At 72.0% G+C, this 21,886-nt stretch carries 20 protein-coding genes; 7 read left to right on the plus strand and 13 right to left on the minus strand.

Features of this window, described 5'->3' with window-relative positions; translation table 11 throughout:
* Positions 1–12 precede the first annotated feature (12 nt).
* The 3 genes from DRB96_RS05025 to DRB96_RS05035 form a co-directional block, all read right to left on the minus strand.
* On the minus strand, positions 13–1,074 hold the full coding sequence (locus DRB96_RS05025; RefSeq protein ID WP_112447085.1) for an iron chelate uptake ABC transporter family permease subunit: 1,062 nt from the start codon (positions 1,072–1,074) through the stop codon (positions 13–15).
* Positions 1,071–2,144, minus strand: a complete 1,074-nt coding sequence (locus DRB96_RS05030) for an iron ABC transporter permease (RefSeq protein ID WP_112447086.1) — start codon at positions 2,142–2,144, stop codon at positions 1,071–1,073. The genes DRB96_RS05025 and DRB96_RS05030 overlap by 4 nt, the downstream gene beginning before the upstream one ends.
* A 201-nt stretch (positions 2,145–2,345) precedes the next feature.
* On the minus strand, positions 2,346–3,713 hold the full coding sequence (locus tag DRB96_RS05035; RefSeq protein WP_112447088.1) for a lysine N(6)-hydroxylase/L-ornithine N(5)-oxygenase family protein: 1,368 nt from the start codon (positions 3,711–3,713) through the stop codon (positions 2,346–2,348).
* A 262-nt stretch (positions 3,714–3,975) separates the two neighbouring features.
* On the opposite strand from DRB96_RS05035, the gene DRB96_RS05040 reads away from it, so the two are divergent.
* Positions 3,976–4,923 carry a methionyl-tRNA formyltransferase gene (locus DRB96_RS05040; RefSeq protein ID WP_112447090.1) on the plus strand — a complete coding sequence of 316 codons (948 nt, stop codon included), beginning with the start codon at positions 3,976–3,978 and terminating at the stop codon, positions 4,921–4,923.
* Positions 4,924–4,997: 74 nt separating this feature from the next.
* Here DRB96_RS05040 and DRB96_RS05045 read toward each other — a convergent pair whose 3' ends face one another.
* The 8 genes from DRB96_RS05045 to iolC all read right to left on the minus strand — a co-directional run bounded on the left by DRB96_RS05045 (position 4,998) and on the right by iolC (position 11,738).
* Positions 4,998–5,438, minus strand: coding sequence for a 2OG-Fe(II) oxygenase (locus DRB96_RS05045; protein WP_239516024.1), 441 nt, complete (start codon positions 5,436–5,438; stop codon positions 4,998–5,000).
* Position 5,439: 1 nt separating this feature from the next.
* A complete protein-coding gene (locus tag DRB96_RS05050; RefSeq protein ID WP_162688477.1) occupies positions 5,440–5,856 on the minus strand; it encodes a hypothetical protein in 417 nt (138 codons plus the stop codon).
* Positions 5,857–5,960: 104 nt separating this feature from the next.
* Positions 5,961–6,566 carry a 4'-phosphopantetheinyl transferase superfamily protein gene (locus tag DRB96_RS05055; RefSeq protein ID WP_112447095.1) on the minus strand — a complete coding sequence of 202 codons (606 nt, stop codon included), beginning with the start codon at positions 6,564–6,566 and terminating at the stop codon, positions 5,961–5,963.
* Between the two features lie 49 nt (positions 6,567–6,615).
* Positions 6,616–7,752, minus strand: coding sequence for an AAA family ATPase (locus tag DRB96_RS05060; RefSeq protein WP_112447096.1), 1,137 nt, complete (start codon positions 7,750–7,752; stop codon positions 6,616–6,618).
* An 830-nt stretch (positions 7,753–8,582) separates the two neighbouring features.
* Positions 8,583–9,644 (minus strand): 2,3-diaminopropionate biosynthesis protein SbnB, encoded by a 1,062-nt coding sequence (gene sbnB / locus DRB96_RS05065; protein WP_112447097.1) that lies wholly within the window; start codon positions 9,642–9,644, stop codon positions 8,583–8,585.
* The gene (locus DRB96_RS05070; RefSeq protein WP_112447098.1) at positions 9,641–10,639 is read right to left on the minus strand and encodes a TauD/TfdA family dioxygenase; all 999 of its coding nucleotides are present in this window, start codon (positions 10,637–10,639) and stop codon (positions 9,641–9,643) included. The genes sbnB and DRB96_RS05070 overlap by 4 nt, the downstream gene beginning before the upstream one ends.
* On the minus strand, positions 10,576–10,737 hold the full coding sequence (locus DRB96_RS05075) for a hypothetical protein (RefSeq protein WP_239517703.1): 162 nt from the start codon (positions 10,735–10,737) through the stop codon (positions 10,576–10,578). The genes DRB96_RS05070 and DRB96_RS05075 overlap by 64 nt, the downstream gene beginning before the upstream one ends.
* Complete coding sequence (iolC, locus tag DRB96_RS05080) at positions 10,728–11,738, minus strand: 5-dehydro-2-deoxygluconokinase (RefSeq protein ID WP_112447099.1); 1,011 nt, start codon at positions 11,736–11,738, stop codon at positions 10,728–10,730. Before iolC ends, DRB96_RS05075 begins: the two co-directional genes overlap by 10 nt.
* 66 nt (positions 11,739–11,804) lie before the next feature.
* Here iolC and DRB96_RS05085 point away from each other — a divergent pair, with 66 nt between their 5' ends.
* The 3 genes from DRB96_RS05085 to DRB96_RS05095 all read left to right on the plus strand — a co-directional run bounded on the left by DRB96_RS05085 (position 11,805) and on the right by DRB96_RS05095 (position 14,229).
* Positions 11,805–12,719: a sugar phosphate isomerase/epimerase gene (locus DRB96_RS05085; protein WP_112447101.1), complete on the plus strand. Its 915-nt coding sequence runs from the start codon at positions 11,805–11,807 to the stop codon at positions 12,717–12,719.
* 55 nt (positions 12,720–12,774) lie between these two features.
* The gene (locus DRB96_RS05090; RefSeq protein ID WP_112447102.1) at positions 12,775–13,788 is read left to right on the plus strand and encodes a Gfo/Idh/MocA family oxidoreductase; all 1,014 of its coding nucleotides are present in this window, start codon (positions 12,775–12,777) and stop codon (positions 13,786–13,788) included.
* A gap of 240 nt (positions 13,789–14,028) precedes the next feature.
* A complete protein-coding gene (locus tag DRB96_RS05095) occupies positions 14,029–14,229 on the plus strand; it encodes a MerR family transcriptional regulator (RefSeq protein WP_112447104.1) in 201 nt (66 codons plus the stop codon).
* An 84-nt stretch (positions 14,230–14,313) separates the two neighbouring features.
* Here DRB96_RS05095 and DRB96_RS05100 read toward each other — a convergent pair whose 3' ends face one another.
* Entirely contained in the window at positions 14,314–16,560 is a 2,247-nt protein-coding gene (locus DRB96_RS05100) for an MMPL family transporter (RefSeq protein WP_112447106.1), read from the minus strand.
* 131 nt (positions 16,561–16,691) lie between these two features.
* On the opposite strand from DRB96_RS05100, the gene DRB96_RS05105 reads away from it, so the two are divergent.
* Positions 16,692–17,414 carry a TetR/AcrR family transcriptional regulator gene (locus DRB96_RS05105; protein WP_112447108.1) on the plus strand — a complete coding sequence of 241 codons (723 nt, stop codon included), beginning with the start codon at positions 16,692–16,694 and terminating at the stop codon, positions 17,412–17,414.
* Here the strand turns inward: DRB96_RS05105 and DRB96_RS05110 are convergent.
* On the minus strand, positions 17,392–18,699 hold the full coding sequence (locus DRB96_RS05110) for a cation:proton antiporter (RefSeq protein WP_112453217.1): 1,308 nt from the start codon (positions 18,697–18,699) through the stop codon (positions 17,392–17,394). The two genes, DRB96_RS05105 and DRB96_RS05110, sit on opposite strands and share 23 nt — an antisense overlap.
* A gap of 188 nt (positions 18,700–18,887) precedes the next feature.
* Here DRB96_RS05110 and DRB96_RS05115 point away from each other — a divergent pair, with 188 nt between their 5' ends.
* Both DRB96_RS05115 and DRB96_RS05120 read left to right on the plus strand, forming a co-directional pair.
* On the plus strand, positions 18,888–19,121 hold the full coding sequence (locus tag DRB96_RS05115; protein ID WP_112447110.1) for a heavy-metal-associated domain-containing protein: 234 nt from the start codon (positions 18,888–18,890) through the stop codon (positions 19,119–19,121).
* 158 nt (positions 19,122–19,279) lie between these two features.
* The gene (locus DRB96_RS05120; RefSeq protein WP_112447112.1) at positions 19,280–21,577 is read left to right on the plus strand and encodes a heavy metal translocating P-type ATPase; all 2,298 of its coding nucleotides are present in this window, start codon (positions 19,280–19,282) and stop codon (positions 21,575–21,577) included.
* Positions 21,578–21,886 lie beyond the last annotated feature (309 nt).

Raw genomic sequence — 21,886 nt, forward strand, 5'->3', positions numbered from 1 at the left:
CCTTTTTACCATCTAGCGGCGGTTCGCCCGCACCAGGAGGTAGATGAGGAAGGGGCCGCCGATCGCGGCGGTGACCACGCCGACGGGCAGGCTGATCGGAAGTACCGTACGGGCGACCAGGTCCGAGCCGATCAGCAGCAGCGCGCCCACCACGGCGGACGCCACCAGCGGCGGTGTGGGGCACTTCGTCAGACGGATCGCCACCTGCGGCGCCACCATGGCGACGAACGGGACCGGTCCCGCCGCGCTCACCGCGAAGCCGGCCAGGAGCACGGCGCAGAGCAGCATGACGGCCCGTACCACCGCGTACCGGACGCCGAGGCCGGCGGCCACGTCGTCGCCGAAGTGCAGCGGCTTGAACTGGAAGGCGACGCACGCCACGACGACCGCGAGGATCGCGGTGCCCCAGAGGGCCACCCCCACCTCGTCCCACGACCGGTTGTCCAGGGAGCCCACCAGCCACGCCTGGGCCCGCGCCACGTCCCTGATGTCGGCGGTGACCAGCAGCCAGGTCGTGACCGCCTCCATCACGGCGCTCACGGAGAGGCCGATGAGGATGAGCCGGAAGCCGTCGACCCCGCGCCGCCACGCCATGAAGTACACGAGCAGCCCGGTGGCGAGACCGCCCGCGAGCGCCGCCCCGGACAGGCCCACGGAGCTGACGACCGCGGCGGTGGCCCCGCCCGAGACCGTCACCAGGCACACCGCGACCGCGCTGGCGCCTCCGGTGATGCCCAGGATGTCCGGACTGGCCAGCGGATTGCGGGCGATGGACTGGGTGATCGCCCCGGACATCCCCAGGGCGATGCCCACGACGAGCCCGGCCAGGGCCCGCGGCATGCGCAGGTCCATGATCACGAACTCGTCGACCCGCTCGCCCCCGCCGAAGAGCGTGGCGACCACCTGCGGCAGGCCGATGGGGAAGTCCCCCACGGCGATGGACAGGCAGAACACCAGGAAGGCCGCGGCCATCAGCAGCAGCGTGACCAGCACGATCCTGGGCCGCCACACGAACGACACGCGGCCGAGCCGCACGCCCGGCGCCACCGGGCGCTTCACCACTGTCACGTTCATGCGCTCTTGAACTTTCCCCGCCACACCAGGACCGCGAAGAACGGGGCGCCGAGCAGGGCGACGAGGACACCCGCGTCCAGTTCGCCCGGCCGCACCACCACGCGCCCCACGATGTCGCAGACCAGAAGGACGACCGCGCCGAGCAGACCCGCGTAGGGCACCAGCCAGCGGTAGTCGGGCCCGGCCAGGTGCCGGGCCACGTGCGCCACCATGAGTCCGAGGAACGCGATGGGGCCGCACGCCGCCGTCGCCGCGCCCGCGAGCAGGGTGATGGCGATGATGCCGACGGTCCGGATCAGGGTGATGTTGACACCCAGTCCGCGCGCCACGTCGTCACCGAGGTTGAGCAGGTTGACGGAGGGCAGGGTGGCCAGGGCCAGCACCAGCCCGACCACGATGAACGCGGTGACCGGCCAGATGACGTCGAAGCGGACGCCCGCGACGGAGCCGGAGTTCCAGAACCGCAGGGCGTTCAGCGCCGCCTTGTCCGACAACGCCACGGCCGTGGTCATCGCCATGAGGAACACCGTGACCCCCTGCCCGGCCAGGGCGAGCGTCAGCGGATTGCCGGCGCCCCGGCCGATGCTGGAGAGTCCGAACACGACGACACCGGCGATCGCGGCGCCCAGGAAGGCGAACCAGACGTACTGGAACGGGTCGGTGAGCCCGAGCAGGGAGATCGCCGACACGACGGCGAACGAGGCGCCGGTGTTCACGCCCAGCAGGCCGGTGTCCGCGATGGGGTTGCGCGTGTACCCCTGGATCAGCGCCCCGCCGACGCCCAGGGCGATGCCCGCCACGATCGCGAGCACCGTACGGGGCACCCGCACGGTCTGCATGATGAGCCTGGCGTCCGAGACCTTCTGGTCGGGGTCCGGGGCCGCGAACAGCCCGTGCCACGCCTCGGCGGGACTCAGCGCGCGCGCACCGACCGCGAGGGAGACCACGGCCGCGACCAGGAGGACCGCGAGGATGGTGGCCAGGCCCGCCAGCCGGCGTCGCCGGGCCGCCGCGATCCGGGAGGGCGCCGGGCGTTCCACGGTGGCCGTGCCCGTGTCGAGGCGGGTCATCCCGTGCGTCCGGCGCGGACGGTGTGCCGCCTGGGTATCACGCGCCCGTGGGCGGGCGGGCCGCCGGCGCGGCGACGGGTGCCAGGAGACACGGACGTTCCTTTCTCGGGGTTCTGCTGCATGCACACTACTGCCGTGCCTGCCGGTGCGAACGCACCACAGACACGGCAGCGGGCCTGGGCCGACGGGCCGGTCACAGCACTAGATGGCCGGCTGGCGGGCTCCGCCTTCGGCTCCCCCGGCGACCGGCCTGACCTGGTCGGGCACGGTCTTGAGGTTCCGGTCGAGGATCGAGTCGAGTATCTCGCCGACGCGGACCGCGGTGTTGGACAGCAGCGAGGAGGTGATGCCGTGGGTGTGCTCGGTGCCGCCCTGGAGGTAGATGCCGCAGCGCAGTTCGAGGTCGGTGCTCACGCGGTAGTCGCGCTCGACCCGGACCCGGCCGTGGTCGTCGCGGTGGCAGCGGTCGGCGACCTCGCCGAGCAGGCCCAGGCCGTCCGCCTGCTGGTAGCCGGTGGCGCACACCACGACGTCGGCGTCCAGCACGTTCTCCTCGCCGGTGACGAGGGACTTGACGGTGGCGCGGACCCCGTCGGCCGTCTCCTCCACGCCCGTCAGGCGCGAGACGTTCAGGAAGCGCAGCCGCTCGGTGCCGAGCACCTTCTCCTGGTACGACTGCCGGTACAGGTCGTCGATGAGGTCGATGTCCACCACGGAGTAGTTGGTGTTGCCGTGGTAGTCCATCAGCCGGCGCTTGATGTCCTCGGGCGCCGAGAAGTACTCGTCCACCGCCTGGGGGTCGAAGATCCGGTTGGCGAAGCTGCTGTCGTCCGCGGGGCTGTAGCCGTAGCGGGAGAAGACCGCGCAGACCTCGGCCCGGGGGAAGCGGCGGTGCAGGTAGGCGACGTTCTCGGCGGCGCTCTGGCCGGCGCCGACCACGATGAAGCGGGTGGGCTCGGTGCCTTCCAGGCCGTCCACCTTCGACAGCAGGTCGGTGTTGTGCCAGACGTGCTCGGTCCGCTCGACGCCCTCCGGCATGACCGGGCGGAGCCCGGTTCCGACGATGAGGTTGCGGGCCCGGTGGACGACGACCTCGTCGCCGGAGCGCGCGGTCACGTCGAGGTACTCGATCACGCCGTCACGCACGACGGGCTCGACGGAGACGACCTGGTGGCCGTACGAGACCATGTCGTCGACCTTGGCCGCGGCCCACTCGAGGTAGTCGTGGAACTCCACGCGGAGCGGGAACAGGTTCTTGTGGTTGACGAAGTCGATCAGCCGGCCCTTGCTCTGCAGGTAGCAGAGGAAGCTGTACTCGCTGGTCGGGTTCCGAAGCGTCACCAGGTCCTTCATGAAGGACACTTGCATCGTCGCGTCGTCGATGAGCATGCCGCGGTGCCACCCGAAGCGGGGCTGCTGCTCGAAGAAGTGAGCGGTGACCGCCTCCTGCCTTCCGACGCGCGCGTTGTGCTCGCTGAGCGCGATCGCCATGGCCACGTTCGACGGCCCGAAGCCGATGCCGATCAGATCGTGGATCAGTGGTGCGTCGCCAGGAAGAGCCTGTGACATGTCACTCCCATTGGTGCGGGACAGCCGCCTGCCAGGCGTCTTGTCAAGGTGGGGGAAAGGGGGGAGTCCAGGCACGCCGGTGACCGGCAGCCGAGTGGAACTTAGGTAAAGCTAACCTGATCCAGGCGGGCTGTCGACCAGGCAAAGCGGACAACACGCCCACACTCGGGTCAATAGAGCCCAGAATCGGGGTTGTTGCACTGTTAGGTAAGCCTTGCTTTACTTGCTTCTGGTTATTGTGCTCTTCTGAGGAGGAACCCCGATGCGGGTCGTCATGTTCGGCTATCAGACCTGGGGCCATCGCACCCTGAAGGCGCTCCTGGACTCCGAGCACGACGTGGTGATGGTCGTGACGCACCCCAAGAGCGAGCACGCCTACGAGAAGATCTGGAGCGACTCGGTCGCCGACCTCGCCGAGGAGCACGGCGTTCCGGTCGTCATCCGCAACCGTCCCGACGACGAGGAGCTGTTCCAGAAGCTCAAGGAAGCCGACCCGGACATCCTCGTCGCCAACAACTGGCGCACCTGGATCCCGCCGCGCATCTACACGCTGCCGCGGTACGGCACCCTCAACGTGCACGACTCGCTGCTGCCCAAGTACGCCGGCTTCTCCCCGCTGATCTGGGCCCTCATCAACGGCGAGGCCGAAGTGGGCGTCACGGCGCACATGATGGACGAGGAGCTCGACGCCGGCGACATCGTCGTCCAGCGCGCGGTCGCCGTGGGCCCGACGGACACGGCCACGGACCTGTTCCACAAGACGGTCGACCTCATCGCCCCGGTCACGATCGGCGCCCTCGACCTGATCGCCTCCGGGCAGACCGAGTTCACCAAGCAGGACCGGTCCCAGGCCAGCTTCTTCCACAAGAGGGCCGAGGAGGACATCCGGATCGACTGGTCCTGGCCCGCCGAGGTCCTGGAGCGCCTGGTCCGCGCCCAGTCCGCGCCGTACCCGGCCGCGTTCACCTTCCACAAGGGCAAGCGCCTGGAGGTGCTCTCCGCCGTCCTGTCCGAGGGCCTGTACGGCGGCACCCCCGGCCGCATCTTCTACCGGGAGGGCGAGGGCGTGGTGATCGTCGCCGGCGCCGACGCCCGCACGGGTCGCAACCACGGCCTGGCCATCACCCGCGTACGGACCGAGGACGGCCGCGAGCTGCCCGCGTCCGAGTACTTCAAGACCATGGGCGGCTACCTCGCCGACCGCCCCTGAGCCGATCGCCGGCCCGCCCCGGACGGTCCCCGGGCGAGCCGGCGGTCACCTTCGCGCACGGCCCCATCCCCCTCCTACGGGGCCGTGCGCGGGTCCGGGAGGGTGAGGCGGGTGGCCGGTGCGGCGGCCGGCAGGGCGATGGGGCCGGCGCCGTCGTGATCGCGCGCGACGCCTGCCAGCGGACGGGTGCGTTCCGCCGCCCGGGCCATCCACTGCCACACCGGGAACGGGGTGCCGGGCGCCGCGGCCGCGGGCTCCGCGCCGCTGATCCACGTCGTGAGGGTGAAACGGTGGTCGGCGAACCGCCCGCTCGGGCAGGTGGACGGGACGACCTCGTGGAAGGCCCCGGCCGGGAAGAACACGATGCTGTCGTGCTCGGGTTCGACGGTGCGGTAGGACTCCGCCGGCTGTGCTCCGCCGGCGTGGAGCAGGGTGTCGTACAGCCGGAGCTGACCGCCGCCGAAGCCGCGGGGCGTGCCGTGGAGGTAGTACACCGCCGACAGCGCCGTGCTCACGTCACGGACCCGTGAGGCGTCCGTGTGCAGTCCGTAGTGCCCCCCCTTCCCCGTGCGCCGTCAGGACCGTCAGGGTCTGCGTGAGCGCGGCCCGGTGGCCGAGGACCTCCTGGACCAGGGGCAGACAGTCCGCGAGGTGCGCGCTGAACACGGAGCTGGTCACGGGCAGGACGAGGGAGCTGCGGCCCTTGTGGGACACCTGGCCCGAAAGGGGGTCCACGACCGTCCCCGCGCTGAAGTCGCCCTGCCGGGAGATCGCGTACTCCAGCAGGGAGCCGGCCCGTTCCGCTCCGAGGAAGTTCTCCAGGCGGCAGACCGGCGCCGGCACCACCGGGACCGTGGACCACTGGTCGGAGGGAGGCAAGGCCTGGCTGCTGATTTCCGTCGGCGTGGCCGGTTCCATCGCGTTTCCGCTCATGGCCCGGAACCGTATGCGGAACCTCCGATGCCGCCGAAGGAGCACACGGGGGCGCACGGGAGTACGCCGGGCAGGGCCGCCTGCACCACCGCCCGGAACCCGTTTCAGGCAGGCACCGCCGGCACGACCACCGCGGTGAGGAGGAGGTCCGCTCCGGCCAGCCACCGTCCCGAGACGACGATGTCCTTGAAGTCCAGGTCCTTCTGGACCCTGCCCCCCTCCGGCCCGGGCGGCGGATACCGCCACGCCTTGTACGCGCTCTCCTTGGCGCTGAACGGCAGCCGGTCCCATCTGATGCCGGGGCGCTCCCGCAACAGGGCCCTGATGTCCGCGGCTTCGTGGGGCACGGAGATCGTTCCGAGCACTCCGGGAGGCAGGGCGGCATGCGGCTCGGCGTCGATGCCGATCGCCCCGATGCTCGACGATTCGGCGACCGCCGCGGCCCGGTAACTGTGGCAATGGGTGATCGACCCCCTGATCCGGTCCGGCCACAGCGGCGCGCCGCGGTCGTCGCGGAGGATCGGCCCGGGCGGGACGCCGAAGCAGGCCAGGGCCTGACGGGCGCAGTACCGGCCCGTCGTGAACTCCCGGACCCGCCCCGGAAGGGCACGGGCGACGATCGCCCGCTCCTCGGGGAAGAGGAAGCCGTCCTGCGAGTCGGCGTGGGTTTCGTACGCGGAGACGGACCGCGGCAGTATCCGGTCGATCACGGCGAAAGGACCGCGTCGTGACCACGCACGGTCCAGGTGTCGTTTCCGCTCAGCAGCGCCCCCCAGATCGCCCTTGCCGTTGCGTTCTACGGCTGTTTCGAGTTGTTCGGCCATGAGGGTGTCGTAGACGGGCCGCGTGCAGGTGGACCGGCTCCGGCTGCGCCTCGGCGCGTTCGGCCCCGTAGATCCGCACGAGCTCGTTGATCCGGTAGCGCTCGGGCCCGACGCGCTCCAGCAGGCCATGGCCCACCAGCGACTCCAACTGCCCCGAGGCCACGGCGGCAGTGGCGCCCGCGAGCCGCAGCGAGCACAGCAGGCCGACCTCCTCCAGGCCCGCCCTGCACAGGAGCCGGAACAGCCGGGCCACATCGTCGGGCAGGACGCGGTAGCTGGCCGCGAACACGGAGCGGACGCTCATCTCCTCGTCGCCGTCGACCGCCAGCAGGTCCAGCCTGGTGACCGGGTCCTCGTACTGCGCGGCCAGCCGCTCCGGACTTCCGTACGGATCCCCGAGCAGGGTCCCGGCGGTGATCCTGATGCCCAGCGGCAGGTACCCGCACAGCTCGACGAGCCGGTCGACGGCGGACGGCCGCCGCGCACCGTGCCCGGACCCGGTCAGCCGGAGCAGGAGGTCCGCCGCGGTGTCCGGATCCAGCGGCTTCAGGCCGATGCGGTGGGCGCCGTAGCGGACGACCAGACCACGCTGCGGCTGCCGGCTGGTGACGATCAGACAGGCTGACCCCTGCGGTATCAATGGCCGTATCTGGTGCGAGTCCAGCGCGTTGTCCAGTACGACGAGCACCCTTTTGCCGTGCAGCATGCTGCGGTAGAGCCTCACCCGGCAGTCCAGGCCGAGCGGCAGGGCGGACGGCTCGACCCCCAGGCTCTGCAACAGCTGTGCGAGCACGTCGAAGGCGCTCAGCGGATTGTCGCCGGATCCCCCGAGATCGACGTAGAGCTGACCGTCGGGGAAGCGGTCCAGCGACTCGTGCGCCAGCTCCAGCGCGAGAGCGCTCTTGCCGACGCCGGGGGCGCCGTCGATCGCCAGGATCGGGGTCGCCCGGCCCCGTTCGGGGCGGTCCCGGGTGAGCAGCTCCCGGACCGCGCGGAGTTCGGGGCGCCGGCCGACGAAGACGCTGGCACGCGAGGGGAGGTGGCTCATCCCGTGGTCGGGGAACGGCGGCATCAGACAACTCCGCTCACTGACGTAGGAAGCGACCGTGGTTGGCGAACCCTGGGCGGGCCGCGCGCGACCGCGGCACCGCACACGGGGAATCCGGCCGCGCCGCGGCGCTCGGGGACCACCAAGGGAGGACGCGCGGGGGGCAGGGCGGTTCCCGCTCCGCTTCGGGGGCGCCGCAACTCGCCTGCGCAGCCCACCCGGAACACGCCGAACATCACGAAGGCACCGCCGGACGGAGCCGGTCGGGTCTTCTGGGAAAGGGGCTCGGGAAGCCTTCCGGGCATGCGCCCGGGAGTGGTGTGACCGCTCCCGCCGCCCCGGAGGCCGGATCGGTCCGCTCCTACACGACGCGGACCCCCGTCGCGCTCGGCGCCGTCACGGGTCTGCGCGGCACAGCCGGCCGCGGCATGCTGGTTGCGAACATGGCAAGATCCCGCCCGGGTTGGTGTGCCCCGCACGGACACCACCGAACGCATATGCCTTGATCAAAGTATGCCCCGGAGCAGGGACGTTACTGAAGGCATTCCGCCACTCGGATGCCACCGCCCGGGATCAGGCCAGTCCGCGAGCGGCTGCCGGCGACGGGCGCGGACGGCGCCGGACCCTCCGGGGGATTCTCGGTACGCCGCCCCCGACCGGTGACCGCCGAACCGGCCGGCGGTCCACCTGACCAGCAGTCAATCCCCTCACGCGCATCACCGCGGGCCGACCGCCGGGGCCGCCGCGGGCCGGCCGGCCCCCCGCAGCCCACGACGAAAGGAGCCCTCCCGACTACGTGCTCCTCCAAGCGAGTTGGCCTGAATTGACCCGGCCTCTGTCCGGTGTCGGGCCGTTCACCCGTATCGGCTCAGTTCGTGGAAGAAGTCGTCGATGACGTGCAGTTGCCCCGTGCGGGCGGCTTCGTCGTAGACGTGTTTGCCGACGGCGAGGTCGAGTACTCCCAGGCCGAAAGGCGAGAACACCACCGGCCGGTCGTGCGGCACCGCCGTGCGGCCGGTCATGACGTCGTGCAGCGTGCCGGTGAGGAAGTCGCGGTTCCCGGTGAGCTGTTCGGCCAGGTGGGGTGAGGTGTCGGCCTTGAGGCAGTGCTCGATGTCGTCGACGATGTTGGTCGAGGCGAGCAGGATTTCGGGGGCGAGGTCGCGCAGTGACACGTGCAGGACCAGGGGGTTGTGGTCGAACCATGCCGGGTCGGTGACATGCGGCCGGCCGGCGACGGTGGCGAAGACGAGCAGGTCGCTGGAGCGGATCAGCTCCTCGGGGCTGTCGTGCACGGTGATCCGGGTTGTCTCGTGGGTGTCTTGCAGGTAGCTGTGGAAGCCGGCTGCGCTGTCGGCAGAGGTGTCGTGCACGCCGATCTCGTCGAAGGACCAGCCGGTCGCGGTCAGGAAGGCATGGATGTAGCGGGCGATGAGGCCCGTTCCGAAGAATCCGACGCGGGCCGGTCGTGTCCCGCGGCTTTGGCTGAGCCTGTGGGCCGCTGATGCGGCCATCGCGGCTGTTCGGGTGGCGCTGATGATGGAGCTCTCCAGGCAGGCGAACGGGTAGCCGGTGTCGTGGTCGTTGAGGATCAGCACCGCCGAGGCCCTGGGGATGCCGGCCTGCACGTTGTCGGGAAAGCTGGAGATCCACTTGAGGCCGTCCACCCGCGCCTCCCCGCCGATCGATGCGGGCAGCGCGATGATGCGGGCGGTCGGGCGGTCGGGGAAGCGCAGGAAGTACGACGGCGGGTTCACCGACTCCCCGACGGAGTGGAGATGGTAGGTGGCCTCGATCAGCTCCACGATCTGGTGTTCCTGGCCCTGGAGGGTGTGCTGGACCTGGGCCCCGGGGATCACGGCGAACGGGGGCACGGCGATCGGAGCCTGCGCGGCGGTGGGGCGGGACGTGGTCATCGGGTGCTCCCCTCGGGGGCCGGGACCGGGGGTTGCGGGGCGGCCATGGCGACGAGGACCTCGCGCGGCGGCTCGAACGGCTCCCTGCTGTGGGCGGTGCGGATGTTGTCGATGAGCATCAGGTCGCCCGACCGCCACGGCTCGCGGATGGTGTGCTCGGCGTAGACCGTGTTGATCAGCTGGACCACGTCCTCGCCGATCGGGTCGCCGTTTCCGAAGCGGGTGTTGAACGGCAGGGCTTCGGGGCCGTAGACGTCGACGAGGTACTCCCGTACCTCGGGCGCCAGCGTCCACTCGTTGAGGAAGGCGACCTGGTTGAACCAGCAGCGCCGGCCGGTGGCCGGATGGCGCACCACGGCGGGGCGGCGCTGGCGGGTGCGCAAGCTGCCGTCGTCCTGCCAGGCGAACTCGATGGCGTTGGCGCGGCAGTACTCCTCGACGCCCGCCCGGTCGTCGGCGGCGAACGCCTCGGTCCAGGATGCGCCGATGTCGTCGTTGTAGGTGCGCGTGAGCAGCCAGCCTTCCTCTTCGAACCGCTGGACGAGCTCCGGCGGCAGTGCGTCCAGGACGGCGGCGGAATCCGCGAGGGCGGTGGCCCCGCCCGTGGTGGGCGCCGTCAGGCAGGCCAGCAGCAGTAGACCGGGAGGACTGTGGGCGTAGCTGAGCTCGTGGTGCATGCACATGGGCTGGTTGGCGGGCCACGCCGTGGAGGAGTACACGCCCGGGGCGTAGGTCTGACGGGGGGCGAAGGCCTCGGTGTCGGTCATCAGGGCGGGGGTCAATCGGCCGAAGACGGAGCCCACCTGCCCGGCGTCGCACAGGCCGAGCCCGCGGACGAGTACGGCGCCGTGTTCGGTGACGAGGCCGTGCAGGGTGTGGCGGTGTTCGGCTGCCCAGGCCGGCAGATCGGCCGGGGCGGGGGTGGGGACCGTCAGTATGGGGAAGGCTCCGCGCAGCGGACCTCGCAGGCGCCGGCCAGGGGGAGCACGATCCATTCCGCGTCCCCGCACGCGTGCGCGTACGCCTCCCCCGGCGCGAGGTCGAGCACGAGCAGCCTCGTCCACTCCATCGCGTGCGAAGCGGTCACCGGCATGACGACAGCACCTCCTCCACTTCTCCCTCGAACGGCATCGCCGTCGAACAGGCCAGCCGCGAGGCCACGATCGCCCCGGCCGCGTTCGCGAAGCGGACCGTCCGCTCCAACTCCCATCCCGCGAGCAGTCCGTGGCACAGGGCGCCGCCGAAGGCGTCTCCGGCCCCGAGCCCGTTGACGACCGTCACCGGCACCGGCGCGGCCTCCACCACCGTCCCGTCGCGGTGGACGGCGAGCACGCCCCGCGGGCCCCGTTTCACCACCGCCAGCTCCACCCCGGCCGCGAGCAGGGCCCGCGCGGCCGCGTACGGCTCGCTTTCGCCGGTGGCGATCGCGCACTCCTCGGCGTTGCCCACGGCCACCGTTGCGAGCCCGAGCGCCCGCCGGTACCACTCCCCCGGCTGCGCGTCCCCGCTCCCGGCCCCGTCACCGGACCCGGACCCGGACCCGGACCCGGCCCCGGCGGGCCACAGCATCGGCCGCCAGTCCAGGTCGAACACCGTGGTGCCGGCCTTCGCGCGCGCCTCCAGCGCGGCCAGCGTGGCCGTGCGGCTCGGCTCCGCGCTGAGCCCCGTACCGGTCATCCAGAACACGCGCGCCGCCCGGACCGCCTCCAGGTCCAGCTCCGCCGCGCCGATCTCCAGATCGGGGGCCTTCGGGTAGCGGTAGAAGTACAGCGGGAAATCGTCCGGCGGGAAGATCTCGCAGAAGGTCACCGGCGTCGGGTAGGCCGGCACCTCCCCCACCCAACGGTCGTCCACCCCGAACCCGCGCAGCTCCGCGCGGAGGTACGCCCCGAAGGGATCCGCACCGGTCCGGGTGATCACCGCCGTCCGCCGCCCCAGCCGGGCGGCCGCGACCGCCACGTTGGTGGGCGAACCTCCCAGGAACTTCCCGAAGGTGTCCGCCTCCCCCAGCGGTACGCCCGTCTTCAGCGGGTAGAGATCCACCCCGATCCGTCCCATCGTGATCAGGTCGAAAGCCGCCGCGTCCCCAGCCATCACCACACCCTTCCTGCCGACCGCACGCTCCCCGTTCCTCCGAGCCTCGCACTTTAAGGTGGCCGCATGACGTCCTCACCGCCCGCGTTGACCCGTATCCGCATCGGTTCGGCTCCGGATTCCTGGGGTGTCTGGTTCCCCGACGATCCCGCGCAGACCCCGTGGGAGCGGTTCCTCGACGAGGTCTCCGACGCCGGGTACGAGTGGATCGAACTCGGGCCGTACGGCTACCTCCCGACCGATCCCGCCCGGCTCGCCGACGAGGTGGCCAAGCGCGGCCTGCGGGTTTCGGCCGGAACCGTCTTCACCGGACTCCATCACGGGCCCGCCGTGTGGGAGGACACCTGGGAGCACGTGTCGCGGATCGCGGAGCTCACCCGCGCCATGGGCGCGGCGCACCTCGTCGTGATCCCGTCCTTCTGGCGGGACGACAAGACCGGCGAGGTGCTGGAGGACCGCACGCTCACCCCCGCCGGCTGGCGTGAACTCACCACGCAGACGGAGCGGCTGGGGCGGCTTGTCCAGGACCGCTACGGGCTGAAGATCGTCGTCCACCCGCACGCCGACACGCACATCGACACCCCCGGGAACGTGGCCCGCTTCCTCGACGCGACGGATCCGGAGCTGGTCTCCCTGTGCCTGGACACCGGGCACTACGCGTACTGCGGCGGCGACAGCGTCCAGGCCATCGAGGCCTTCGGGGAGCGGATCGGCTACCTCCACCTCAAGCAGGTGGATCCCCGGATCCTCGCCGAAGTCATCGCGGACGAGGTGCCCTTCGGGCCGGCCGTGGCCCGCGGGGTGATGTGCGAGCCGCCCGCCGGGGTGCCCGCGCTGGAGCCGGTGCTGGCGGCCGCCCAGCGGCTCGGCGTGGACCTGTTCGCGATCGTGGAGCAGGACATGTACCCGTGCCCGCCCGACCGCCCGCTGCCGATCGCCCGCCGCACCCGCGCCCATCTGCGCTCCTGCGGCGCCCGCTGACCGAACCCCGCTGACCGAACCCGCGCCGACCAGATCCCCCACGGAGGAACACGACATGACCAGCACGCTCGGCATCGCCGTCATCGGCACCGGGAAGATGGGGTCCGACCACGTCCGCCGCTTCGGACGGACGGTGGGCGGGGCCCGGGTGGTGGCCGTGGCCGACCCCGACGGGGACCGGGTCAAGGAGGTCGCGGCCGGGCTGGAGGGGGCGGGCGCGCACACCGATCCGGCGGCCGCGATAGCCGCGCCTGGGGTGGACGCCGTACTGATCGCCTCGCCCGGGCCCGCCCACGAGGAAGCGATCCTGCACGCGCTGGAACGGCAGTTGCCGGTGCTCTGCGAGAAGCCGCTGACCCCGGATCCGGCGGGCGCCCTGCGGATCATGGAGGCCGAGGCGCGGCTGGGCCGCCGGCTCGTCCAGGTCGGCTTCATGCGGCGCTACGACGCCGAGTACGCGCGGCTCAAGGAGCTGCTCGACGCGGGCGGCATCGGGCGGCCGCTCTTCCTGCACTGCCGGCACCGCAACGCCGCCTCACCGTCCTTCTTCACGAGCGACATGCTGATCAGCGACTCGGTCGTGCACGAGGTGGACGCGGCCCGCTGGCTGCTCGGGCAGGAGATCACCGCCGTGACCGTGCTCTCCCCGACGCCCACCTCCGCCGCCCCCGAGGGGCTGCGCGATCCGCGCCTCGTCCTCATGGAGACCTCGGGCGGCGCCGTCGTGGACGTGGAGATCTTCGTCAACTGCGGTTTCGGCTACCAGGTGCAGTGCGAGGCGGTCGGTGAGTCCGGCAGTGCCCGGATCGGCGACGGCCACGCGATGATCGTCCAGGCGGCGGGCCGGTGGGGCGGGGAGATCGACCAGGACTTCACGGTGCGGTTCTCCGACGCCTACGACCGCCAGCTCAGGCACTGGGTGACCGCGGCCGCGCGGGGCCGGGTGGACGGCCCCGACGCGTGGGACGGTTACGCGGCGGCGGCCGTCTCCGAGGCGGGCCTGGCCGCGGCGCGCAGCGGCGTACGGACCCTCGTGGAGCAGGTGGAGCGCCCGGCCCTCTACCGCTGAGCCGCACGCGCCGCGTGTGCCGCATGTGCCTTGTGTGCCGTGCGTGTCACAGGGATCCCCCTTCTGTCACGCATGTCCCCATTACGCGGGTTTTCCGTCACAGCCGGTCGACAGGCCCTCCCCTGCCCTCACCGTGCGTCGTTCTCCGGGCACAACCTGAGTGATCGTCAGTGTCCACGCGCCGGCTCCCCCGACGGCCTCCCGGCCGGCCCCCGCGGCGTGGACAAGGAGGTGTCGAGGATGAGCGACCGACAGCTGTGGTCGTACAAGGAGATCGCCGCCCACATCCGGGTACAGCCGGACACCGTGCGCTCCTACCGCAAGCACGGGCTGCTGCCGCCGCCCGACCATGTGGAGGGCGGCAAGCCCTACTGGTACGCCGACACCATCCGGACCTGGGTGGCCCGTCGGCCCGGCAACCGGGGACGCCGCGAGGACTGACCCCGGCGTTCGCGGGCCACGGACGGGACCCTCCCGGGCCCCGTCCGCACAGGCTCCGTGCGGCCCGCAGCCCGCAGCCGGCGGCTAGTGGCTGGCCGCGGGTATCCGCTCCGGCTCCTCGGCCTCCGGTGCGCGCACGGCGGGCTCCCCCTCGCTCAGCCCGAACCGCTCGTGCGCCCTGCGCAGCGGGGCCGGCGCCCACCAGGTGGCCTTCCCGGTCAGCTTCATGACCGCCGGGACCAGCAGGCTCCGGACGACCATCGCGTCCATGAGCACGGCCAGCGCGATCCCCAGGCCCAGCATCTTGGTGTTGGTCACCCGCGAGCTGCCGATGGCGACCATCACCACCGCCAGGATCACGGCCGCCGCGGTGATCAGTCCGCCCGTGCGGGCCAGTCCGGCGCGCACCGAGCCCTCGTGGTCTCCGGTCCGGTCGTACTCCTCCTTGATCCGGGATATGAGGAACACCCCGTAGTCCATGGAGAGTCCGAAGGCGATGCAGAACATCAGCACGGGAAGTGTGGTCTCGATGTCTCCCGTGGAGGTGAAGGCGAGCGGTCCGGAGAGGTGCCCCTCCTGGAAGACCCACACCACGGCCCCGAACATCGCCGTCAGGCTCAGCGCGTTGAGCAGGACCGCCTGGAGCGGTATCAGCAGGCTGCCGGTGAGCAGGAAGACCAGGAGCAGCGTCGCCGCCACCACGAGGGCCAGGGCCAGGGGCAGTTCATCGGCGATGGCCTTGCGGGCATCGACGAGCACGGCCGCCTGTCCGGTCACGGCGGTCTCGAAGGGCGCCTCCACCTTCCTCACTTGGCCGACCAGGTCCTGGGCCTCCTGCCCCACGGCCTCGCCCTCGGTGAGCACCGAGAAGTAGGCGTACGCGCCGCCGGAGGGCGAGCTCACGGGCCCGTCCACCCGGACCACTCCGGGCAGGGCTCCGACCTCCCGCATGTAGCCGTCGAGCGCGGGACCGGACGCACCCTCGGCCAGTACGGTCAGAGCGCCTCCGGGGGCGCCCGCGAAGCCCTCGCGGATCTGCTGCTGCACCACATGCGATTCGGCGGTCTTCGGCAGCTGCCGGTCGTCCACGGTGCCGAACTTCACCCCGAGGAACGGCAGCCCTAGGAGCAGCAGTCCGGCCGTGGTGGCCACCGCGAACAGCGGGGCCCTGCGCATCACCAGGGCCGTCAGCCGGGCCCATCCCCGCCCGCCCTCGGCCGGGGAAGCGGGTCCCCGGGCCGGCCGGCCGCGCTGCCACAGCCGCCGCAGGTCCAGGGAGTTGACCCGGTCCCCGAGCAGCACCAGCGCGGCGGGGAGCAGGATGAGCGCGGCCGCCGCGGCGAGCAGGACCACCGCGACCCCGGCGTAGGCGAAGGAGCGCAGGAAGTACATCGGGAAGAAGAGCATGGCCGACAGGGAGACGGCGACGGTCAGCGCCGAGAACAGCACCGTGCGCCCGGCGGTGCGCAGGGTGACCCCGACGGCGGCCACCGGGTCGCGCCCGGCGGCCAGCTCCTCGCGGAACCTGCGGACGATGAACAGGGCGTAGTCGACGGCGAGTCCGAGCCCGAGCGCGGTGGTGAGGTTCTGCGCGAAGACCGAGACGTCGGTGAGCTCGGTGAGGCCGCGCAGCACGGCATTGGTGCCGATGATGGCCACGATGCCGACGCCGAGGGGCAGCAGGGCTGCGATGGCACTGCCGAAGACGAGGACGAGCAGGACGAGCGTCACCGGCAGGGCGATCAGCTCGGCGCGCAGCAGGTCCTCCTGGATGGTGGTCGTCACCTCGCGCTGGACGGCGGCCGGTCCGCCGAGGGAGACCTTCACGGGGCCGTGCTCGCCCCGGTAGTGCGGGGCGATCCGGTCGAGCACGGCGTTGACGGCCTTGTCGTCACCGGGCACCCGGGCGACGACGAGCGCCTGCCTGCCATCCGTGGAGCGCAGGGCGGGCAGCCGCGTCTGCCAGTACGAGCCGACGCCGATCACTCCCTGCTCGGCGGCGAGTTCCGTGGCGAGCCGCTGTGCCTCGGCGACGACGGCGGGGTCGTCCACCCCGGCCGGCCCCACCTCGGCCCCCGCGTCGACGAGGAGCAGCAGATTGGACTGGGACCCCGGGAACTCGCGCTCCAGGGCCTCGGTGGCGTAGGTGGACCGCGCTCCGGGGTCCTCCCAGCCTCCGCTGCCCAGGCGGTCGGCGACTCCGCCGCCCGCGAAGACGGCCAGTGCCGTGACCACCAGGGCGAGGAGCAGCGAGAGCCTCGGCCGTGCGGTGACGAACCGGGTCCACCGGCCGCCCTCCACGGGCGACGGCGGTTTTTTGACTTCGGACATGTCTCGGTGTCCCCTTCACCGTGGTTGCCAGGCCACTTAGACTGGCAAACACGAGCAGTCGCTCGCGTTACCCAAGAATGCGAGCGACCTCTCGTGTTTGTCAATCACCCACGGGAAGCAAGGGATTGGACATGCGGGAGAGCTCTCGGACCACGAGCGCGGACAAAGCGGGTGAATCGGTTCCGGAAGGGGCTGCCGCCGAACCCGCGCCGCGCCGCCGCCAGGCCCGCGGAGAGCGCCGGATCGCCCAGCTCCTGGCGGCCGCCGCCGGGGTGTTCTGCCGTACCGGCTACGCCGCCGCCAGCACCAACGCGATCGCGCGCGAGGCCGGCGTGTCCCCGGGCACGCTCTACCAGTTCTTCCCGAACAAGGAGGCGATCGCCGTCGAGCTGGGCGGCCAGCTGCTCCAGCGCGCCCACGAGGCGCACGGCCAGGCCTTCCTCCCCGAGAACCTGGACCGGCCGCTGCCCGAGCTGCTCGACGCGGTCCTGGACCCGGTCATCGCCTTCAACTGCGAGAACCCGGCCTTCTGGGCGCTCATGCACGGCTCCGGCGTCCCCGGGATCGCCCAGGAGCACGACGAGCTGCACACCGGGATGCTGACCCGCGTCGAGGAGGTGCTGCGGGCCTGCGTCACACCCGCCGCGGCCGGGGCCCCCGCCGGTCCGGCCACCCCGGCCGGTCACCCCGCCGACCTCACCCACGTCGCCCACATGGTGCTCGGCATCGTCAAGACTGCGCTCGAGCTGATCCTGGCCAGCGAGGGCGACGAGCGGGCCGCGTACGTCGCGGAGCTGAAGACCGTCCTGCTCCGCTACCTGGACCCGGTGATCACCACGCCTCCTCCTCGCTGACCCGCCCCCCGGCCCCGGCCGAGCCCGAACCAGAGCCGGAGCCGGAGCCGGAGCCGGAGCCGGAGCCGGAGCCGGAGCCGGAGCCGGAGTCGAAGTCGGAGCCGGAGCCGGAACGGGAACCCGCCCGCAGCCTCAGCCCCACCAGCGGGAACACCAGCACGGAGACCATCCCGGCCCCGACCAGCGCCGCCGCCTCACCCGAGCCCAGCTTCCCGTCCTGCACCCCCAGGGTGGTGATCGCGACCACCAGCGGCAGCGCCGTGGAGCCGAACAGGACCAGCGCCGACCGGTCCCCGCGCCCCAGGTCCCGGGGGGCCAGCAGCCACAGGGGAAGTCCTCGCACGAGGAGGAACAGCAACAGGAAGACCGGCAGCAGCAGGAGCACCCGGCCGCCGCTGAGCAGGGCGTCCAGGTCGAACTCGATCCCGGTGACCACGAAGAACAGCGGCACCAGGAACCCGAAGCCCATGGCCTCCACCTTCGACAGCACGGCCCCGCTGCTCTCCGGGGCGGCCCCGTTCAGCACCAGCCGGATGATCAGTCCGGCGGCGAAGGCCCCGAGCAGCACGTCGAGGCCGAGCACCTCGGCCAGCGCCAGGAACGCCACGAGCACCAGCACCACCAGCCGCACCGCGAACTGTCCGCTGCTGTGCAGGGTCTTGGCGATGACGCGGGAGAACCAGGGCGCCCTGGGCCGCAGCGCCCAGAACACGGCCGCCGCCGTCAGCACCGCGAAGGCGATCAGCAGCGCCGCCGAGCGGCCCGGCGCCCGCCCGCTGAGCAGCAGCGCCATCGCGATGATCGGCCCGAACTCGCCGACCGCGCCCACCGCCATCATCACGGAGCCGAACCGGCTCTTAAGGTCCCCCGCGTCCCGCAGGACCGGCAGGATCGTCCCCAGGGCCGTGCTGGTGAGCGCCGTGCCGATGTAGACCCCCTGGTCGAATCCCCCGCCGTTCGCGAGCAGGATCCCGACGCCGAGCCCCAGCCCGAGGGCGATCACCCAGGCCCACACCGAGCGTTTCAGGGTGTCGCCCTTGACCTGGTCGAACTGGATCTCGTAGCCGGCCAGGAAGATCAGCATGGCAAGGCCGAGCTCGCTCAGGACGTCGATCACCTCGCCGGTCTGCGCCCAGCCGAGGACATCGGGCCCGACCAGGACGCCCAGCAGGATCTCGAAGATCACCAGCGGTACGGGGAGCCAGCGCGCGATGCCGTACGCCAGCACGGGGGCCAGCACCGCGATCGACATGATCAGGATGAGAGTGATCCCCGAGTGCGCCATGCGTGCCATTTACATACGGTTCACCCGGATTGTCCACTCCACAGCCCCGCGCGCGAGGGTCTCGGCAAAAGATCCCCGGGGTGCTCGCTTCGATACCCCCTAGGGGTATAGTCTTCGAGAGTCGGGAGGACGGTGGAACGATCCGCCGCCTTCCGGCGCCCGGAAACGCCCTTGAAGAGGAGAACGACATGAGCGCCGACACGGACACCCAGACCACCGCCGTCTACCGGGTGACGGGCATGACCTGCGGGCACTGCGAGGGCGCGGTGACCACCGAGCTCTCCGCCCTGGCGGGCGTCAGCTCGGTCAAGGCCGTCGCGGCCACCGGCGAGGTCACCGTGGTCTCGGCCGCCCCGCTGGCCGAGGCCGATGTGCGCGCCGCCGTGGACGAGGCCGGGTACGAGCTCGCCGACCAGGCCTGAGCACCTTCCCCCTCGGCACGCCCCTCGGGCACGCCCCTCGGGCACGTCCCCTTGCCACGCCCCTTCGGCACGCATCTCTTCGGCACAGCCCCGCCGGGCCGTACCGGCCAGCTCATACTGGTTCCGTACGGCCCGGCCCACCCCCTGGAGCCCGGATCATGAGCAGCAGCACCGTGCACGACGGACCCATAGCGGGAGCAGCGGCGGCAGCGGCCGCCGGCCCCGCCGAGGTCGAGCTGACCATCGGCGGGATGACCTGCGCCTCCTGCGCGGCCCGCATCGAGAAGAAGCTGAACCGGATGGACGGGGTCACCGCCTCGGTGAACTACGCCACCGAGAAGGCCAAGGTGTCCTACGGCGGCGGAGTGCAGGTCTCCGACCTCATCGCGACCGTCGTCAAGACCGGCTACACCGCCGAGGAGCCCCCGCCCCCGGAGCCCGAGACCGGGCCCGAGCCGCAGGCCGCCGAGTCGCGGGAGGCACGGGACCCCGAGCTGGCCGCGCTGCGCGAGCGGCTCCTGGTCTCCGCCGCGCTCGCCCTGCCCGTCGTCCTGCTCGCGATGGTCCCGGCCCTGCAGTTCGACAACTGGCAGTGGCTCTCGCTCACCCTCGCCTCCCCCGTGGTCGTCTGGGGCGCCCTGCCCTTCCACAAGGCCGCCTGGACCAACGCCCGGCACGGCGCCGCCACCATGGACACCCTGGTCTCCGTCGGCACGCTGGCCGCCTTCACCTGGTCGCTGTGGGCCCTGTTCTTCGGCCACGCCGGGATGCCCGGCATGCGGCACGGATTCGACCTCACCGGCTCGCGCGCCGACGGCTCCTCGGCGATCTACCTGGAGGTGGCGGCCGGGGTCGTCGCCTTCATCCTGCTCGGCCGCTACCTCGAGGCCCGCTCGAAGCGGAAGGCCGGCGCGGCCCTCAAGGCCCTGATGCGCCTCGGCGCCAAGGACGTGGCCGTACTGCGCGGCGGCGCCGAGGTGCGCGTCCCCGTGGGCTCGCTCGCCGTCGGCGACCGGTTCGTCGTCCGGCCCGGCGAGAAGATCGCCACCGACGGCACCGTCGTCGAGGGCAGCTCCGCCGTGGACGCCTCCATGCTGACCGGCGAGTCCGTCCCCGTCGAGGTCGCCGTGGGCGACACCGTCACCGGCGCCACCGTGAACACGTCGGGCCGCCTGGTCGTCGAGGCCACCCGCGTCGGCTCCGACACCCAGCTCGCCCGGATGGCCCGGCTCGTCGAGGACGCGCAGAACGGCAAGGCCGAGGTGCAGCGCCTCGCCGACCGGATCTCCGGCGTCTTCGTGCCGATCGTCCTCCTCCTGGCCCTGGGCACCTGGGTGACCTGGATGCTGCTCACGGACGACCCGACGGCCGCCTTCACCGCCGCCGTGGCCGTCCTGATCATCGCCTGCCCGTGCGCCCTGGGCCTGGCCACCCCGACCGCGCTGATGGTCGGCACCGGGCGGGGCGCGCAGCTCGGCATCCTGATCAAGGGACCCGAGGTGCTGGAGTCCACCCGCCGCGTGGACACCGTCGTCCTGGACAAGACCGGGACCGTGACCACGGGCCGGATGACCCTGTCGGGCGTGCACGCCGCCGAGGGTGTGGACGAGACCGAACTGCTGCGGCTGGCCGGCGCCCTGGAGCACGCCTCCGAGCACCCGATCGCCCGCGCCATCGCCACGGGAGCCGCGGGGCGGGCCGGGGAACTGCCCGTACCCGAGGGGTTCGAGAACGTCGCCGGCCTCGGCGTCCAGGGCGTGGTCGACGGCCATGCCGTGCTGGTGGGCCGCGAGAAGCTGCTGGCCGACTGGTCGATCGCCCTGCCGGCCGCCCTCGCGGACGCCAAGGAAGCCGCCGAGGCCGCCGGCTCCACCGCCGTGCTGGTCGCCTGGGACGGGGAGGCGCGCGGGGTGCTGACCGTGGCCGACGCGGTCAAGGAGACCAGCGCCGAGGCGGTGTCCCGGCTGCGGGCCCTGGGTCTGACCCCGGTCCTGCTGACCGGGGACAACAAGGCCGTCGCCGAGACGGTGGCCCGCGCGGTGGGCATCGACGAGGTCATCGCCGAGGTCCTCCCGCAGGACAAGGTGGACGTCGTACGCCGCTTGCAGGCCGAGGGCCGTACGGTCGCCATGGTCGGCGACGGGGTCAACGACGCGGCCGCGCTGGCCCAGGCCGACCTGGGCCTGGCGATGGGCACCGGGACCGACGCGGCGATCGAGGCCGCGGACCTGACCCTCGTACGGGGCGACCTGCGGGTCGCGGCGGACGCGATCCGGCTCTCCCGCCGGACCCTGGCCACCATCAAGGGCAACCTGTTCTGGGCCTTCGGCTACAACGTCGCGGCGCTGCCGCTGGCGGCCGCCGGACTGCTCAACCCGATGATCGCGGGGGCCGCGATGGCCTTCTCCTCGGTCTTCGTGGTGACCAACAGCCTGCGGCTGCGGTCCTTCCGCTAGTGGGCGCCCTTCGCGGGTCCCACACGATTCCTTCACACGAGACGCAGATCACAGCGATCGCAACGTAACCATCGGGCAGGCCCGTGGGTCTAATGGGGCGATGCCAGGAACGTCTGGGGGGCGTTCTCGGGGGTCTTGGGGGACGCCTGCGGCATCGGCCGGCCGGGACGCGTGCCCTGGGGAAGCTCTGAGCGGCCCTCCCGACCCGTACGGGTCCCGGCAGACACCCGACGGAGCGCGCCCCGCGCGCTCCACACAGACACCCGGTCCGGGTCCCGTGGGGGGAATCCGTTCCGGGGCAAGGAAAGC

This window comes from Streptomyces sp. ICC1, from assembly GCF_003287935.1.
Lineage (GTDB): Bacteria > Actinomycetota > Actinomycetes > Streptomycetales > Streptomycetaceae > Streptomyces > Streptomyces tritrimontium.

What these genes read in the sequence shown, in the direction of transcription:
- DRB96_RS05025 (WP_112447085.1), bottom strand. Translation starts at nt 1,074, where the DNA reads ATGAACGTGACAGTGGTGAAGCGCCCGGTGGCGCCGGGCGTGCGGCTC.
- DRB96_RS05030 (WP_112447086.1), bottom strand. Translation starts at nt 2,144, where the DNA reads ATGACCCGCCTCGACACGGGCACGGCCACCGTGGAACGCCCGGCGCCC.
- DRB96_RS05035 (WP_112447088.1), bottom strand. Translation starts at nt 3,713, where the DNA reads ATGTCACAGGCTCTTCCTGGCGACGCACCACTGATCCACGATCTGATC.
- DRB96_RS05040 (WP_112447090.1), top strand. Translation starts at nt 3,976, where the DNA reads ATGCGGGTCGTCATGTTCGGCTATCAGACCTGGGGCCATCGCACCCTG.
- DRB96_RS05050 (WP_162688477.1), bottom strand. Translation starts at nt 5,856, where the DNA reads ATGAGCGGAAACGCGATGGAACCGGCCACGCCGACGGAAATCAGCAGC.
- DRB96_RS05060 (WP_112447096.1), bottom strand. Translation starts at nt 7,752, where the DNA reads ATGCCGCCGTTCCCCGACCACGGGATGAGCCACCTCCCCTCGCGTGCC.
- sbnB (WP_112447097.1), bottom strand. Translation starts at nt 9,644, where the DNA reads ATGACCACGTCCCGCCCCACCGCCGCGCAGGCTCCGATCGCCGTGCCC.
- DRB96_RS05070 (WP_112447098.1), bottom strand. Translation starts at nt 10,639, where the DNA reads ATGGATCGTGCTCCCCCTGGCCGGCGCCTGCGAGGTCCGCTGCGCGGA.
- DRB96_RS05075 (WP_239517703.1), bottom strand. Translation starts at nt 10,737, where the DNA reads ATGCCGGTGACCGCTTCGCACGCGATGGAGTGGACGAGGCTGCTCGTG.
- iolC (WP_112447099.1), bottom strand. Translation starts at nt 11,738, where the DNA reads ATGGCTGGGGACGCGGCGGCTTTCGACCTGATCACGATGGGACGGATC.
- DRB96_RS05085 (WP_112447101.1), top strand. Translation starts at nt 11,805, where the DNA reads ATGACGTCCTCACCGCCCGCGTTGACCCGTATCCGCATCGGTTCGGCT.
- DRB96_RS05090 (WP_112447102.1), top strand. Translation starts at nt 12,775, where the DNA reads ATGACCAGCACGCTCGGCATCGCCGTCATCGGCACCGGGAAGATGGGG.
- DRB96_RS05095 (WP_112447104.1), top strand. Translation starts at nt 14,029, where the DNA reads ATGAGCGACCGACAGCTGTGGTCGTACAAGGAGATCGCCGCCCACATC.
- DRB96_RS05100 (WP_112447106.1), bottom strand. Translation starts at nt 16,560, where the DNA reads ATGTCCGAAGTCAAAAAACCGCCGTCGCCCGTGGAGGGCGGCCGGTGG.
- DRB96_RS05105 (WP_112447108.1), top strand. Translation starts at nt 16,692, where the DNA reads ATGCGGGAGAGCTCTCGGACCACGAGCGCGGACAAAGCGGGTGAATCG.
- DRB96_RS05110 (WP_112453217.1), bottom strand. Translation starts at nt 18,699, where the DNA reads ATGGCGCACTCGGGGATCACTCTCATCCTGATCATGTCGATCGCGGTG.
- DRB96_RS05115 (WP_112447110.1), top strand. Translation starts at nt 18,888, where the DNA reads ATGAGCGCCGACACGGACACCCAGACCACCGCCGTCTACCGGGTGACG.
- DRB96_RS05120 (WP_112447112.1), top strand. Translation starts at nt 19,280, where the DNA reads ATGAGCAGCAGCACCGTGCACGACGGACCCATAGCGGGAGCAGCGGCG.